The organism is Pseudomonas sp. NPDC085632 (assembly GCF_044541255.1).
Taxonomy (GTDB): domain Bacteria; phylum Pseudomonadota; class Gammaproteobacteria; order Pseudomonadales; family Pseudomonadaceae; genus Aquipseudomonas.
The window spans coordinates 22,673-36,032 of the sequence record NZ_JBITSX010000050.1; the positions used below are offsets into that span (position 1 = coordinate 22,673).

Annotated in this window: 12 protein-coding genes, 6 tRNA genes and 1 pseudogene; 13 read left to right on the forward strand and 6 right to left on the reverse strand. The window is 58.5% G+C overall.

Going from position 1 to position 13,360, the window contains the following annotated elements; translation table 11 throughout:
• Nucleotides 1–109 precede the first annotated feature (109 nt).
• Nucleotides 110–334 (forward strand): annotated as a pseudogene (locus tag ACIF4X_RS24100) (HAMP domain-containing protein); the annotation flags it as partial.
• Entirely contained in the window at nucleotides 332–1,195 is an 864-nt protein-coding gene (locus ACIF4X_RS24105; protein WP_397484044.1) for a methyl-accepting chemotaxis protein, read from the forward strand. The pseudogene ACIF4X_RS24100 and the gene ACIF4X_RS24105, both read left to right, overlap by 3 nt.
• Nucleotides 1,196–1,792: 597 nt before the next feature.
• On the opposite strand, the gene ACIF4X_RS24110 is transcribed toward ACIF4X_RS24105, so the two are convergent.
• Entirely contained in the window at nucleotides 1,793–2,551 is a 759-nt protein-coding gene (locus ACIF4X_RS24110; protein WP_171057407.1) for a hypothetical protein, read from the reverse strand.
• 385 nt (nucleotides 2,552–2,936) lie between these two features.
• On the opposite strand from ACIF4X_RS24110, the gene ACIF4X_RS24115 reads away from it, so the two are divergent.
• The 6 genes from ACIF4X_RS24115 (at nucleotide 2,937) to ACIF4X_RS24140 (ending at nucleotide 3,560) form a co-directional block, all read left to right on the forward strand.
• Nucleotides 2,937–3,012, forward strand: a tRNA-Glu gene (locus tag ACIF4X_RS24115).
• 2 nt (nucleotides 3,013–3,014) lie between these two features.
• Nucleotides 3,015–3,090, forward strand: a tRNA-Gly gene (locus ACIF4X_RS24120).
• A 104-nt stretch (nucleotides 3,091–3,194) separates the two neighbouring features.
• A tRNA-Glu gene (locus ACIF4X_RS24125) sits at nucleotides 3,195–3,270 on the forward strand.
• 3 nt (nucleotides 3,271–3,273) lie between these two features.
• Nucleotides 3,274–3,349, forward strand: a tRNA-Gly gene (locus tag ACIF4X_RS24130).
• A 57-nt stretch (nucleotides 3,350–3,406) separates the two neighbouring features.
• Nucleotides 3,407–3,482 (forward strand) — tRNA-Glu (locus tag ACIF4X_RS24135).
• Between the two features lie 2 nt (nucleotides 3,483–3,484).
• Nucleotides 3,485–3,560: transfer RNA gene (locus ACIF4X_RS24140), tRNA-Gly, on the forward strand.
• 127 nt (nucleotides 3,561–3,687) lie between these two features.
• Here ACIF4X_RS24140 and ACIF4X_RS24145 read toward each other — a convergent pair.
• From ACIF4X_RS24145 to ACIF4X_RS24155, 3 genes are all read right to left on the reverse strand, one after another.
• Entirely contained in the window at nucleotides 3,688–4,326 is a 639-nt protein-coding gene (locus tag ACIF4X_RS24145; RefSeq protein ID WP_397484027.1) for a LysE family translocator, read from the reverse strand.
• A gap of 1 nt (nucleotide 4,327) precedes the next feature.
• Entirely contained in the window at nucleotides 4,328–5,098 is a 771-nt protein-coding gene (locus ACIF4X_RS24150) for a 2OG-Fe(II) oxygenase (protein ID WP_397484028.1), read from the reverse strand.
• 88 nt (nucleotides 5,099–5,186) lie between these two features.
• Entirely contained in the window at nucleotides 5,187–5,813 is a 627-nt protein-coding gene (locus ACIF4X_RS24155) for an alanyl-tRNA editing protein (RefSeq protein WP_397484029.1), read from the reverse strand.
• Nucleotides 5,814–5,903: 90 nt separating this feature from the next.
• Here ACIF4X_RS24155 and ACIF4X_RS24160 point away from each other — a divergent pair, with 90 nt between their 5' ends.
• On the forward strand, nucleotides 5,904–6,902 hold the full coding sequence (locus ACIF4X_RS24160; protein WP_397484030.1) for a LysR substrate-binding domain-containing protein: 999 nt from the start codon (nucleotides 5,904–5,906) through the stop codon (nucleotides 6,900–6,902).
• 62 nt (nucleotides 6,903–6,964) lie between these two features.
• Here ACIF4X_RS24160 and ACIF4X_RS24165 read toward each other — a convergent pair whose 3' ends face one another.
• Nucleotides 6,965–7,372 carry a PA2817 family protein gene (locus tag ACIF4X_RS24165; RefSeq protein WP_008087850.1) on the reverse strand — a complete coding sequence of 136 codons (408 nt, stop codon included), beginning with the start codon at nucleotides 7,370–7,372 and terminating at the stop codon, nucleotides 6,965–6,967.
• A 74-nt stretch (nucleotides 7,373–7,446) separates the two neighbouring features.
• On the reverse strand, nucleotides 7,447–9,894 hold the full coding sequence (locus ACIF4X_RS24170) for an acyl-CoA dehydrogenase (RefSeq protein WP_397484031.1): 2,448 nt from the start codon (nucleotides 9,892–9,894) through the stop codon (nucleotides 7,447–7,449).
• A gap of 248 nt (nucleotides 9,895–10,142) precedes the next feature.
• On the opposite strand from ACIF4X_RS24170, the gene ACIF4X_RS24175 reads away from it, so the two are divergent.
• The 4 genes from ACIF4X_RS24175 (at nucleotide 10,143) to ACIF4X_RS24190 (ending at nucleotide 13,302) form a co-directional block, all read left to right on the forward strand.
• Nucleotides 10,143–10,802: a transglutaminase family protein gene (locus tag ACIF4X_RS24175; protein WP_397484032.1), complete on the forward strand. Its 660-nt coding sequence runs from the start codon at nucleotides 10,143–10,145 to the stop codon at nucleotides 10,800–10,802.
• A 43-nt stretch (nucleotides 10,803–10,845) separates the two neighbouring features.
• A complete protein-coding gene (locus ACIF4X_RS24180; RefSeq protein WP_397484033.1) occupies nucleotides 10,846–11,469 on the forward strand; it encodes a glutathione S-transferase family protein in 624 nt (207 codons plus the stop codon).
• Nucleotides 11,470–11,593: 124 nt separating this feature from the next.
• On the forward strand, nucleotides 11,594–12,526 hold the full coding sequence (locus ACIF4X_RS24185) for an ABC transporter ATP-binding protein (protein WP_397484034.1): 933 nt from the start codon (nucleotides 11,594–11,596) through the stop codon (nucleotides 12,524–12,526).
• The gene (locus ACIF4X_RS24190; RefSeq protein ID WP_008087860.1) at nucleotides 12,523–13,302 is read left to right on the forward strand and encodes an ABC transporter permease; all 780 of its coding nucleotides are present in this window, start codon (nucleotides 12,523–12,525) and stop codon (nucleotides 13,300–13,302) included. Before ACIF4X_RS24185 ends, ACIF4X_RS24190 begins: the two co-directional genes overlap by 4 nt.
• Nucleotides 13,303–13,360: the final 58 nt, after the last annotated feature.

The window sequence follows — 13,360 nt, forward strand, 5'->3', positions numbered from 1 at the left end:
ATACACCGGCTTGCTCGTGCAGGAGAAAACCGTCTACGAGCAATTGCACCAGCGTGCCGACCAAGTGGTCGAGCGGGTGAATCAGGCTTACGTTGCTGAAGACGGCGCGATGCAGGCGGAACTGAAGAAAAATTCGCTGCTGATCATTGGTTCCTCGGCGCTGGCGTTGTTGGTCGGCTTGCTCGCGGCGTGGCTGATTACCCGACTGATCGTCGCGCCATTGCGCAGCGTGATTCAGGTCGCGCAACAGATTGCCGCCGGCGACTTGAGTGCGACTGTGGAGGTGACCCGTCGTGACGAGATCGGCCAGTTGATGCTGGCGATGCAACAGATGGGGGCGGGGCTGAGTACGATTGTCAGCGGCTTGCAGGCTGGGATCGAACAATTGGCCAGTTCGGCGCAATCGTTGTCGGCGGTCACCGAGCAGACCAACCTTGAGGTCAGCAGCCAGAAGGAAGAAACCGAGCAGGTCGCCACGGCGATGAACCAGATGACCGCCACCGTGCATGACGTTGCGCGCAACGCCGAAGAGGCTGCGCTGGCCGCGCAGACGGCGGATGACAAGGTCGAGAGTGGTCAGCAGGTGGTGCGCCAGAGCATGGCGCGCATCGAGCAATTGGCTGATTCGGCGACGTCGGCCAGTTCCAGCATCGAAAGCCTCAGTGCTGAAATCCAGAATATCGGCACGGTGCTGGGGGTGATCAAGAGTGTCGCCGAACAGACCAATCTCTTGGCTTTGAATGCCGCGATCGAGGCCGCGCGGGCAGGGGAGCAGGGCAGGGGCTTTGCGGTGGTGGCCGATGAGGTGCGCGCACTGGCTCGGCGCACGCAGCAATCGACTGAGGAAATTGAGCGGCTGGTGAGTGCGTTGCGCTCGGCGGCGCATGCGTCGGTACAGCAGATTCAGAGCAGCGGCGAGTTGGTGAAACTGGCGGTGAGTGATGCTTTGCAGACCGAGAGCGCGCTGGGGAGTATTGCGGCAGCGGTGTCGTTGATTCAGCAGATGAATCAGCAGATTGCGGCGGCGGCCGAGGAGCAGAGTTCGGTGGCGGAGGAGATCAACCGCAGTGTGACGAGTATTCGGGCGAGTGCGGATCAGTCGTCGATCGCGATGCGCGGGAATGCGGCTTCGAGTGTTGAGCTGGCGCAGTTGGGGAGTGAGTTGCGCGGGATGGTTGGGCATTTTCGGCTTTGATTGAGCCTTGGCGGCCTTTGGGCCGGCCAGGCTCTTGGGGTTTTGGGGGCATATCCGTTGCTTCGGGTGCTGCTGCTGGCGGTTTCGCTCTTACAGCGAGTCCCTTTGGCAAACGCCCCAAAGGAACCAAAGGTCTTGGCCCCGGCGTTCGGCCCCTCGCTGTGGCTCGGGGTTCCTTCGCTCCGGGATCTATCCGGGGGCATCGCCTACGGTTTGCTTCGCTGCACCTCCTCTCGATGTGTTCGACTTCGTCGAACGGTCGCTGCGCTCCCACCCCCGGATAAATCCCTCCACTCAGCCTGCCGAAGGGGCCAACACGGCAAGATCAAAAACTGCAGCCGAGCTAACGCTCATCCTGTTGAGTGGTGAGAGGCAGATGCGGTTGCGAGGTGGGAGTTGCTTTCGCTTTTCTGTGGGAGCGAGCCTGCTCGCGATGGCGGTCTGATAGCCAACCGATCTCTGCCGGATGTACTCAAACCGTGTGGGAGCGAGCTTGCTCGCGAAGGCGTTCTCACATTCACCGGTTTTCTATCGGATTCACTCCTGCGAGCCCACAAAAAAGCCACCTCTCGGTGGCTTCTCTCGCAACAACTGCAATCAGTCGTAAATCACTTTCTTCTTCCAGTCCGCATCGGCCTCTACATCTTTCAGGCCGGCGGTCAGTTGGTTCTCTTCACCTTCAACCGGTGCAATCTTGTCCATGACCTGGGCGTTGGCGCGGGCCAGCAGTTTTTCCAGGTATTGCAGTTGTTCTGCGTAGATTTGCGGATCCTGCTGTTTGCGCAGGTATTGCACGCCGCGTTCGAAGGCGAGGCGGGCCTGGCCGGGCTGGTTTTGTTGCAGGGACTGTTGACCGAGGTTGTTGAAAAATTCGATGTGCAGCAGCACCAGAATGTGGCGGACTTCGCGGATCCAGTGTTTGGCTTCGTTCGGTGGCAGGAAGCCGTCGTGGGCGGCGCGGGTAATCTGGCCGTGGAGGGCTTCGAGCAGGAAGCGCACGTCTTTGGCTTTGGCTTCGGTCAGGATCGGCGCCGGCGGGTTGTTGACCGGGATCGATTCGCCTTGGGCGACCAGGGCGCTCAGTTCGGTGATTCGCGCTTTGGTGGTGGCGCTGGTTTTTTCCAGGTTCAGCAGGCGCTGACAGACGTTCAGCTCCAGGCGGGTCAGCAGCAGCTTGAGGGCCGGGGTCATGAACTGGCCCGGGAAGGTCTCTGTCAGTTCGCCGCAGCGGCGCAGGCGGTCGTTCAGTTCGACCTTGGTGCGGGCCTTCTCCAGTTTGTTGTTTTCCACCACATGGTTCATGTAGCCAATGGCGATCAGAATTGCGATCCCGGCTATGACTAGCAGGGTGATCATGAGTGGTGTCACCGGTAAGACCTCTTTATAGGGTTCGCATGCGAGTGTAGTGGCTGGGCATTTAGCCGCCTAGCGCCGCTCGACGAGTTGGATCGGCAGGTTCAATCTGTATCGGCCGCACGCTGCTTATATGAATGCTGGCGTTGCATGTGCAGATTGCCATCACTGTGCGGTGGACTATAACGTCTTGGCGAGTGGCGGAATATAGGCGTCAATCGTCGGGCGACGGAAAAGCTCGATTGCCGCCGTAAAGCAGGTCGAAGTCATTGATTTAAATAAATTTATATCTGGGGGTTGACGACCTCTCAATCCATCCATAGAATGCGCGCCACTTGCAGCGTAAAGCACACAGCGGAAGCGCGGCAGGGAGTGAATGTTGTAGCGTGTCCCCTTCGTCTAGTGGCCTAGGACACCGCCCTTTCACGGCGGTAACAGGGGTTCGAGTCCCCTAGGGGACGCCAATGCGGGAATAGCTCAGTTGGTAGAGCACGACCTTGCCAAGGTCGGGGTCGCGAGTTCGAGTCTCGTTTCCCGCTCCAATTTTAAACAGCAGTGCTTTCGGGCAGTGCTGAGTGAAACCAGAACCAAGTCTTCGGATGCGGGTCTGGACACCGAAACACACACCATGTGTTCCGGGTAGCGTGTCCCCTTCGTCTAGTGGCCTAGGACACCGCCCTTTCACGGCGGTAACAGGGGTTCGAGTCCCCTAGGGGACGCCATTTGCGGGAATAGCTCAGTTGGTAGAGCACGACCTTGCCAAGGTCGGGGTCGCGAGTTCGAGTCTCGTTTCCCGCTCCAAATTCTAAAGACGCCGCTCAGTGAGCGGCGTTTTTATTAGTGAAAGTTGTAGCCTGTGTCCCCTTCGTCTAGTGGCCTAGGACACCGCCCTTTCACGGCGGTAACAGGGGTTCGAGTCCCCTAGGGGACGCCATTGCGGGAATAGCTCAGTTGGTAGAGCACGACCTTGCCAAGGTCGGGGTCGCGAGTTCGAGTCTCGTTTCCCGCTCCATTTTCACAAAAACGCCGCTCAACAGAGCGGCGTTTTTGTATGCGCACGATTTGTGGTTGAGTCATCAGTCATAAAGAAAAAGGCCCGCCGAACGCTTCGGCGGGCCTTTTTGCATTTTGGCGTCTGGTTACCAGGACAGCATCAAGCGACCGGCAAACAGGATCAGCACCACGCCCATGGTGCGTTCGAACCAATGGCCCATGCGCATGAACAGCAGGCGCACTTTGCTGCTTGAGAAAAACAGCGCAACGATCACGAACCACAACGCGTTTACAAAACACATCCACAAACCATAGAACGCCTGGATTTGCAGAGGTGTTTCTGCGCTGATGATCGTGGTGAAGATGGCCAGGAAAAATAGCGTGGCCTTGGGATTGGTTGCGTTGGTCAGGAAACCGGTGCTGAAAGCTTTGAACAGTGTTTGTTCAACCACCGGATACTCGCTGGATTTCTCACCTTCAAGGGCTGATTTGGGTTTGCTGCGCAACAGGCTGACACCCAGATACAGGATATAAGCACCGCCAATCACTTTGGCGACGGTCAGCAGCCACGGGGTGGTGTGCATCAGCGCCCCGACTCCCAACAGCGTGTAGAGCACGTGCACGGAAATCCCCGCGCCGATCCCCAGCGCCGTGCAGATCCCCACCAGTCGGCCGAAACGTACGCTTTGGCGAATAGTGACCGCGAAGTCCGGGCCGGGAGCAACCACGGCCAGAAAGTGAATGGTAGCCAGCGCCAGAAACTCGCCCAGATAATTCGAATACATCTCAGCTCCAGTAGGTCAGGGGTGAAGCATTGCCGCGATAGCCGACAAAAAAGGAAAGACTCAAACGCGGATCTGCCACGCCCGGGGTCACCGAGTGCATGCGACGCGAATTGAACATGATGAAATCGCCGGGTTGCGGTCTCACTTCGAGGGCAGGAGGGCCGAGTAGCGCCGGTTCGACGCCATAGCTGTCACCACGCATTTCGTCGAATTGATCCGGGCTGATGTCGTCGTCCCACATCTGTAACGCGCCGCCCTCGGTCGGCATGTTCAGATAGACGTTGCAGGCGAACTGCGCCTCAAGGCTGCGGGCCTGGAAGCTGTCCGGGGCGTCCTTGGCGAAGATGTCGTGATGGGCGAGGAAGCACACGCCCGGTTTCACCACGCGTGAAAGGCCAACATACATTTTTCGGCCATAGAGGTTTTCCAGGTGCGCACCGGCCGGCCAGGATTCGTCGAGCATGCAGCGCAAGGTGTCGATCGGTGAAGAGTAGGGCGCGCAACGATTGCGCAGTTCGGCGATGTTGCTGGTGGCACGTTCGAAGTAGTCCTCAATCAGCAGCGGCTGGTTTTCGGCCTCATAAAAGGCCATGCCGATGCGGCCGATACTCGGTGCGTTGATGTAACCCTCAAAGCCTGGAGCGAGAATCTTGTCGCCAATCTGAATGGCCAGTGGCTCAGGCAAAAAGCCTTTGACGCGGATGGCGAGGACTTCTTCGTTGGCCAGTTTTTTTATGCACGTCTCATCGAGACGCTCGACGTCTAGCATCATTTTTTTAGGTCCATCTATCGATAGTCAACGGAACCTGCGAATGCGGTTCCCCGGCGTCGGACGTTGCGTGAGGCAGCGTCCGAAATGCTCAATCCACGCTGTAGTGGACGGACAAGGTGCCTTTCTTTTGCGAAAGGGACGTGATCGTGACTGTGCCCAGATCCTTCAGGCTGCGTACATGGGTGCCGCCGCAGCCATAGGCGGGCAGTTCACCAAAACCGATTTCCCGCGCACCTTCGCGTAGCGAGGTCAGGCGCGGCAGATCGTGCTCGATCCACTGGTCGATACCGTATTGAACGGTCTCTGCGTCGACTTCCTGCGCGCCATCTCCGGGTTTGAATTGCACTCGACCTTCGTCCGGCCAGTGGTGTGCCTTGATCGGCATCCAGCCCGACGCCTGAACGAAATGCCCGATCAGGTGCCCGGCCGAATGCATGCGTGTATTGAAGTGGCGGCGCTGTTCGTCGATGCGGATACAGGTCATACCGAGCGCCACCGGCCGATCGACAAAATGAATGATCCGGTCCGGCTCCTGTACCACGCGCAGTACCTGGCTTTCAGCGATCCAGCCGGTATCACACGGCTGGCCGCCGCCTTGCGGGTGAAACAGCGTAGCGCGCAATACCACGGCAAATTCGTTCTCTTGGGGCGTGCAGTCGAGGACTTCCACATTGGCCTTGAGGTCATCACTATGGAAAAAGAGGCGAAGCGTCATATTCCATGCCCTTATTAAAGTTTCTTTTTTTATTATATGAATCGTGCAATAACGTGATAATCCGTTCAAACATCAAAGGACTTGTGCGCTGTGAGCATCAATCTGCCGCTACCGCTGCTCGGTGAAATGGCGATTTTCGTCAAGGTCGTGGAGACCGGCAGCTTCTCTGAGGCGGCTCGGCAACTGGGTTCATCGCCGTCAGCGGTGAGCCGCAGTATTTCGCGGCTTGAAAAAGCCCTGGCCACGCGGTTGTTACAGCGCACCACGCGCAAGCTGCGTTTGAGTGACGGTGGCGAAGAGGTGTTCAAGCGCTGTCAGGAAATGGTCAGCGCGGCCAAATCGGTGATGGAAATCAGTGGCCAGTTCACCCATGAAGCGGAAGGGCTGGTGCGGGTGAGCGTGCCGAAAGCGGTGGGTCGCTTCGTGATCCATCCGCATATGCCTGAGTTTCTGCGGCGCTACCCCAAGGTCGATGTCGAGTTGCTGCTGGAAGATCGTCAGGTCGATTTGATCGACGACCATGTCGATCTGGCGATTCGCATTACGGATCGCCCCCCGGCCGGGCTGGTCGGGCGGCAGTTGCTCACCATCGACCACTTGCTCTGTGCCACGCCGCAATACCTGGCCGAGCACGGTACTCCGACCCACCCCCATGATTTACTCAATCACAGCTGTGTTTATCTGGGTGAAACCCCGAGCGATGCGCGCTGGAAATTCAAGAAAGGCAACAAAGCGGTGACGGTGGGTGTCCGCGGTCGTTATGCCGCCAATCACACGGGCGTGCGATTAGGCGCGGTGTTGCAGCACATCGGCATCGGCAGCCTGCCGTACTTCACTGCACGCTATGCGCTGGAGCAAAAGTTGATTGTGCAGGTGCTGCCGGACTGGACCTTCCTGGCGTCCTACCATGGTGGACTGTGGTTGCTGCACTCGCCGACGCGCTACCTGCCTCCCAAGTTGCGGGTGTTTATCGACTATCTGGTGGAGTGTCTGCAGAAAGAGCCGACCTTGAGCAAGCCGGGCAAGTCAGGAGGTGCGAGTAACGCAGCGCTGGCGTATGAGTTGCCTGAAAGCGAGGGTCTTCTTTAACGTCGGTGCAAAAAAATGCCCGCATGGATCACCATGCGGGCATTTTTATAACAGGGTGAAAATCAGTGCTTGCTGTCCTGAGCGGACATCGCCAGCAGCTGTTTTTCCTGATTCCAGTCGAACGGTTCATCGTTCTGTTCCGCTTCGTAGCGACGTTCTTCGAGGGCCTGATACATGTCGATCTCTTCGTCGGACAGGTAGTGCAGACAGTCGCCGGCGAAGAACCACAGCAGATCGCGCGGGATCAGGTGGGCGATCTGCGGGTAACGGGTAATCACTTGAGTCAGGATGTCCTGGCCCAGGTACTGACTTTCGATCGGATCGATCGGCAGCGATGCCAGCAGTTCGTCGAAGCGCTCCAGGAACAGGGCATGGCTTTCTTCGGGAACCTGTTCAGCCTCACCTACGGCGACCAGGATACTGCGCAGGTGGTCGAGTAAAACAAGATGATCGGCAACGACGTTGGACACGAGATAAGTCCTCAAGAGCAAAACGGGCGCGGGAGTATAAAGCTCCTGCGCCCTCTTGGACATGGTTGTCAGGATCAGCGGACTTTGCCTTCTGCCAGCGTCAACTCCTCTTTGTCGAAATCATCGACATCGATCACCTTGCGTCGCGCCGCTTCGGCATCGCGCAAGCTCTGCGCTTCCACTGCTTGCAACACGCCCGCTTCAAGTGCCGCGTCGATCGCGTGTTCGCCCGCAACCGGTTTGACCTGGCCGCTTTTCAGCGAAGCGTGGAGTTTTTTGTGCAGCGGTTGCGCAGCCGTCAGCAGATCGCTGGCGTGTTGCAGCGCACCCACCGCATCGTCCGGCGATTGCGGGCGATAGCAACCGGCGAGCAGCTCTTCCAGTGCCGGATCACCCTTCGCGCGACCAATCACGCCAGCCACTTCGGCACCGAGTTTATCCGACGGGCCTTTATGACGACGACCGAACGGAAACACGATGCCTCGCAGCAGGCAGCCGAAGACCTTGTTCGGGAAGTTGCGCAGCAATTCATCCAGCGCCCGTTCCGATTGGCCGAGGCTTTCTTCCATCGCCCAACGGAACAGCGGTTCCATGTAGGCCGGCGAATCCAGGTCGTGATAACGCTTGAGCGCGGCAGAGGCCAGATACAGGTTGCTCAGGACATCACCCAAGCGTGCCGACAACCGCTCGCGGCGCTTCAGTTCGCCACCCAGCAACATCATGCTGAAGTCGGCGAGCATGGCGAATGCTGCAGCCTGACGGTTGAGCGCGCGGAAGTAACCCTGACTGATCTTGTCGCCTGGCGCATGTTCGAAGTGGCCGAAGCCGAGGTTCAACACCAGCGTGCTGGCGGCATTGCTCACGGCGAAACCAATGTGTTTGAGCAGCAGGCCGTCGAACTCTTTCAGGGCCTGATCCTTGTCTTCGCGACCGGCCAGAGCCATCTCCTTCAGCACAAACGGATGACAGCGAATCGCACCCTGACCGAAGATCATCAGGTTGCGTGACAAAATGTTCGCGCCTTCTACGGTGATGAAGATCGGCGCACCGTTCCAGCTGCGCCCCAGGTAGTTGTTCGGGCCCATGATGATCGCTTTGCCACCGTGCACATCCATGGCATGGCTGATGCACTCGCGGCCGCGTTCGGTGAGGTGATACTTGAGGATCGCCGACAGCACCGACGGTTTCTCGCCCAAGTCCACCGCGTTGGCGGTGAGCATGCGTGCCGCGTCCATCATCCACGCGTTGCCGCCGATGCGCGCCATGGCCTCCTGTATACCTTCGAACGCCGACAGCGGCACATTGAACTGCTCACGGATCTGCGCGTACTGGCCGGTGACCAGACTGGTGAATTTGGCCGCGCCGGTACCGACGGCTGGCAACGAGATCGAACGGCCGACTGACAGGCAATTCATCAGCATCATCCAGCCCTTGCCGAGCATTTCCTGACCGCCGATGAGGAAGTCCAGCGGGATAAACACGTCCTTGCCGGAGTTCGGGCCGTTCATGAACGCTGCGCCCAGTGGCAGGTGACGACGACCGATTTCCACGCCGGCGGTGTCGGTCGGGATCAGTGCCAGACTGATGCCAAGGTCTTCCTTGTCGCCCAGCAGATGCTCCGGGTCATAGGCTTTGAAGGCCAGACCGAGCAGGGTGGCCACGGGGCCTAGAGTGATGTAACGCTTTTCCCAGTTCAGACGCAGGCCGATGACTTCCTGACCTTCCCATTGGCCTTTGCAGATAATCCCGGTGTCGGGCATCGCACCGGCATCGGAACCCGCGAGTGGGCCGGTGAGGGCGAAGCACGGGATGTCATCGCCACGGGCCAGACGTGGCAAATAGTGATTGCGTTGTTCGTCGGTGCCGTAATGCAGCAGCAGTTCGGCCGGGCCGAGTGAGTTCGGCACCATGACGGTGGAGGCGAGGTCACCGCTGCGGGTGGCCAGCTTCATTGCCACTTGCGAGTGCGCGTAAGCAGAGAAACCTTTACCACCGAATTCTTTCGGGATGATCAGGGCGAAGAAACCGTGCTCCTTGATGTGCGTCCAGGCTTCGGCCGGCAGGTCCATCGACTGGCCGATCTGCCAGTCAGTGACCATTGCGCAAAGTTCTTCCGTCGGGCCGTCGATGAACGCCTGTTCCTCTTCGCTCAGTTGCGCCTTGGGATAGGCCAGCAGTTTGTCCCAGTCCGGACGGCCGCTGAACAGCTCGCCATCCCACCACACGGTGCCGGCGTCGATCGCGTCGCGTTCGGTCTGCGACATGGGCGGCAGGGTTTTCTGGAACCAGCTGAACAGCGGCGCAGTGAAATGTTTGCGGCGCAGGTCAGGCAGCAGCAGCGGTGCGGCGACCACCGCCAGCAAGATCCACAACACCGCCAATAACCAGCCCGGCGCATGACTGAAAATGCCCATCGCCAGCAGGTAGACGGCAACGATGCCCAAAGCGGGCAGGGGGGAAATACGCCGGTGGGCGAGATACGCCACGCCAACGAGCAAAACCAGTATCCACAACAACAGCATATTCAGTCCTCCGTGAACCAAGGCAAATCGACCCTCCAGAGCTTAGACGGCATCTGTAAAACCGGGTGGTCAGACCAAGGTGATTGAAATCGTGGGAAACCCCGGATGGTTTTCGTAGGTTCGGTGGGCAACACGTGTGGGAAATCGTTCGCTGATCCCGCGTCTTTGCGTGCAAGTTTGGCCGAAACGTCGTTATCTCTGTGCTGAAGGTGTCGCTAGACTCGGGGCTCACCCAGGAGATTGTCGTCATGCACGAGTATCTGAGTCCCGGCCGCTTCATCGATAGTGACCACCCGGCCGTGGTGGAGTTCGCAGAACAACATCGGGGTGCCCGCCGCGATCCGCTCGAGCAGGCGATCAGTCTTTATTACGCCGCGCGTGAGGCGGTGCGTTACAACCCCTATACCTTCAGCCGTGATCCGCAGACCTTGCGCGGCAGCTATGCGCTGGTGACGGGGGAGAGTTATTGCGTGCCCAAAGCCACGCTGCTCGCCGGTTGCGCACGGCATTGCGGGATCCCGGCGCGCATCGGTCTGGCCGACGTGAAAAATCACTTGTCGACGCCACGTCTGCTTGAGTTGCTGAAGAGCGATATGTTCGCCATGCACGGCTATACCGAGTTTTTCCTCAATGATCGCTGGGTAAAAGCGACACCCGCGTTCAACCAGAAACTCTGCGAATTGTTCAACGTTGCGCCACTGGAATTCGACGGCATCAACGACAGCGTTTTCCACCCCTACAACCGTGACGGTGCGCAGCTGATGGAGTATCTGGTCGACCACGGGCAATTCGCCGATGTGCCGGAAACGTTCTTCTTCGAACATCTGCAAAAGTGTTATCCGCATCTGTTCACTGATCAGCAGCCGCAACTGCTGGGTGATATGCACGGTGATTTGAGCCGTACCTGATCCGGCGTATGCTGCCTGCCCACTCATTTGAAAAGAGGCGGTCATGCTGAAAATCTGGGGACGGAAAAACTCATCGAATGTCAGGAAGCCGTTGTGGGCTGCTGAAGAGCTTGGCCTGGCTTACGAGGCGATCGATGCCGGTGGCGCCTTCGGCGTAGTCGACACACCGGAGTACCGGGCGATGAACCCGAATGGCCGAGTGCCGGTGATCGAAGACGACGGTTTCGTGTTGTGGGAATCCAACGCCATCGTTCGCTATCTGCTGGCCAGGCATGCGCCCGACAGCGCCTGGTACTCAGCGGATCCGCAAGCCCGGGCCATCGCTGACAAGTGGATGGACTGGACCACGTCGAGTTTCGCCGGCCCTTTCCGCACGGTGTTCTGGGGTGTGCTGCGCACGCCGGCAGACAAGCAGGACTGGACGGCCATCAACGCCGCGATCAAGGAATGCAATGAACTGCTGAGCATGGCCGATCAGGCGCTGGCCAGCCAACCGTACCTGTCCGGAGCAGACATCGGCATGGGCGACATTCCACTGGGCAGCTTCATTTATGCCTGGTTCGAGATGCCCATCGAACGAGCGCCGCAACCTCACCTGCAAGCCTGGTACGAGCGCTTGAAACAGCGTCCGGCGTACAAAAAAGCCGTTATGACCGCGTTGACTTAATACCTACTATCGACACACTTGACTGTACTTGTGCGGCGGCGGCAAGCACCATTGCGCACTTGCGCTGCGGTTCGCTCCCTCGCCGCCGTCTCCTTTTTTCCCTTCAATGGTGCGTAAATCAGATATGAGTTCCGCTCTGTCCATCCGGCAGCTAACCAAAACCTACGGCAACGGGTTCCAGGCCTTGAGTGGTATCGATCTGGACGTCGCCGAAGGTGACTTTTTCGCCTTGCTCGGTCCCAACGGTGCCGGCAAATCCACGACCATCGGCATTCTCTCGACGCTGGTAAACAAGACCAGCGGTACGGTGAATATCTTCGGCCATGACCTGGACAAGAATCCTGCGCAGCTCAAGCGCTCGATCGGCGTGGTGCCGCAGGAATTCAACTTCAACCAGTTTGAAAAGACCTTCGACATCGTCGTCACTCAGGCCGGTTACTACGGCATTCCGGCGAAGATCGCCAAGGAACGTGCCGAGCAGTACCTGACCCAGTTGGGCCTGTGGGACAAGCGCGATGTGCCGTCGCGTTCGTTGTCCGGTGGCATGAAGCGTCGCTTGATGATCGCTCGTGCGCTGGTCCACGAACCGCGTCTGCTGATCCTCGATGAACCGACCGCAGGCGTCGACATCGAACTGCGCCGGTCGATGTGGACGTTCCTCACCGAGCTGAACCAGAAAGGCATCACCATCATCCTCACCACGCATTATCTGGAAGAGGCTGAGCAGTTGTGCCGCAACATCGGCATCATCGACCACGGCACCATCGTCGAGAACACCAGCATGAAACAATTGCTGGGCCAGTTGCACGTGGAAACCTTCCTGCTGGACCTGAAAAACGACTTGAGCGCTGCGCCGCAATTGCTCGGCTACCCGGCCCGGTTGATCGACAGCCATACCCTGGAAGTCCAGGTCGACAAATCCATGGGCATCACGGCGTTGTTCACCCAGTTGGCGCAGCAGCACATCGAAGTGTTGAGCCTGCGCAACAAAACCAATCGCCTTGAGGAGCTGTTCGTGTCCCTGGTGGAGAAAAATCTGTCGAAGGTGGCGGTATGAGTTCCGAATTCCGTCCCAACCTCGTCGCCCTTCAGACCATCGTTTACCGCGAGGTCAAACGCTTCACGCGGATCTGGCCGCAGACGTTGCTGCCGCCGGCAATCACCATGGTTCTGTACTTCGTGATCTTCGGTAATCTGATCGGCCGGCAGATTGGTGACATGGGTGGCTTCACGTACATGGAGTACATCGTGCCGGGCCTGATCATGATGTCGGTGATCACCAACTCCTATGGCAACGTGGTCTCGAGTTTCTTCGGCAGCAAGTTCCAGCGTTCCATCGAAGAATTGATGGTCTCGCCGGTATCGCCGCACACGATTCTGATCGGCTTCACCATTGGCGGCGTGTTGCGTGGCTTGATGGTGGGCGTGATCGTGACGATTCTGTCGCTGTTCTTCACCCATTTGCAGGTGCATCACCTCGGTGTGACCATTCTGGTGGTGGTACTGACAGCAACGATCTTCTCGCTGCTGGGCTTCATCAACGCGGTGTTTGCGCGCAATTTCGATGATATTTCGATCATCCCGACCTTTGTGCTGACACCGCTGACGTACCTGGGCGGGGTGTTCTATTCGATCACGCTGCTGCCGCCGTTCTGGCAGACCGTGTCGCTGGCCAACCCGGTGTTGCATATGGTCAATGCGTTCCGTTACGGCATCCTGGGTGTGTCGGATATCAAGATCGGTATCGCGATCACCTTCATGCTGGTGGCAACGGTGGTGCTGTACCTCGGTTGCGCGCGGTTGCTGGTGAGTGGGCGCGGGATGCGTACCTGACTTAGGACCGAGTCGACTGCTCGCGAATGCAGACGCCACAAAACGAAACGGCCTCCCA

Excerpts from the sequence above, each read along its gene's own strand:
- ACIF4X_RS24105 (WP_397484044.1), top strand. The coding sequence starts at position 332 with ATGGGGGCGGGGCTGAGTACGATTGTCAGCGGCTTGCAGGCTGGGATC.
- ACIF4X_RS24110 (WP_171057407.1), bottom strand. The coding sequence starts at position 2,551 with ATGATCACCCTGCTAGTCATAGCCGGGATCGCAATTCTGATCGCCATT.
- ACIF4X_RS24145 (WP_397484027.1), bottom strand. The coding sequence starts at position 4,326 with ATGTATTCGAATTATCTGGGCGAGTTTCTGGCGCTGGCTACCATTCAC.
- ACIF4X_RS24150 (WP_397484028.1), bottom strand. The coding sequence starts at position 5,098 with ATGATGCTAGACGTCGAGCGTCTCGATGAGACGTGCATAAAAAAACTG.
- ACIF4X_RS24155 (WP_397484029.1), bottom strand. The coding sequence starts at position 5,813 with ATGACGCTTCGCCTCTTTTTCCATAGTGATGACCTCAAGGCCAATGTG.
- ACIF4X_RS24170 (WP_397484031.1), bottom strand. The coding sequence starts at position 9,894 with ATGCTGTTGTTGTGGATACTGGTTTTGCTCGTTGGCGTGGCGTATCTC.
- ACIF4X_RS24175 (WP_397484032.1), top strand. The coding sequence starts at position 10,143 with ATGCACGAGTATCTGAGTCCCGGCCGCTTCATCGATAGTGACCACCCG.
- ACIF4X_RS24180 (WP_397484033.1), top strand. The coding sequence starts at position 10,846 with ATGCTGAAAATCTGGGGACGGAAAAACTCATCGAATGTCAGGAAGCCG.
- ACIF4X_RS24185 (WP_397484034.1), top strand. The coding sequence starts at position 11,594 with ATGAGTTCCGCTCTGTCCATCCGGCAGCTAACCAAAACCTACGGCAAC.
- ACIF4X_RS24190 (WP_008087860.1), top strand. The coding sequence starts at position 12,523 with ATGAGTTCCGAATTCCGTCCCAACCTCGTCGCCCTTCAGACCATCGTT.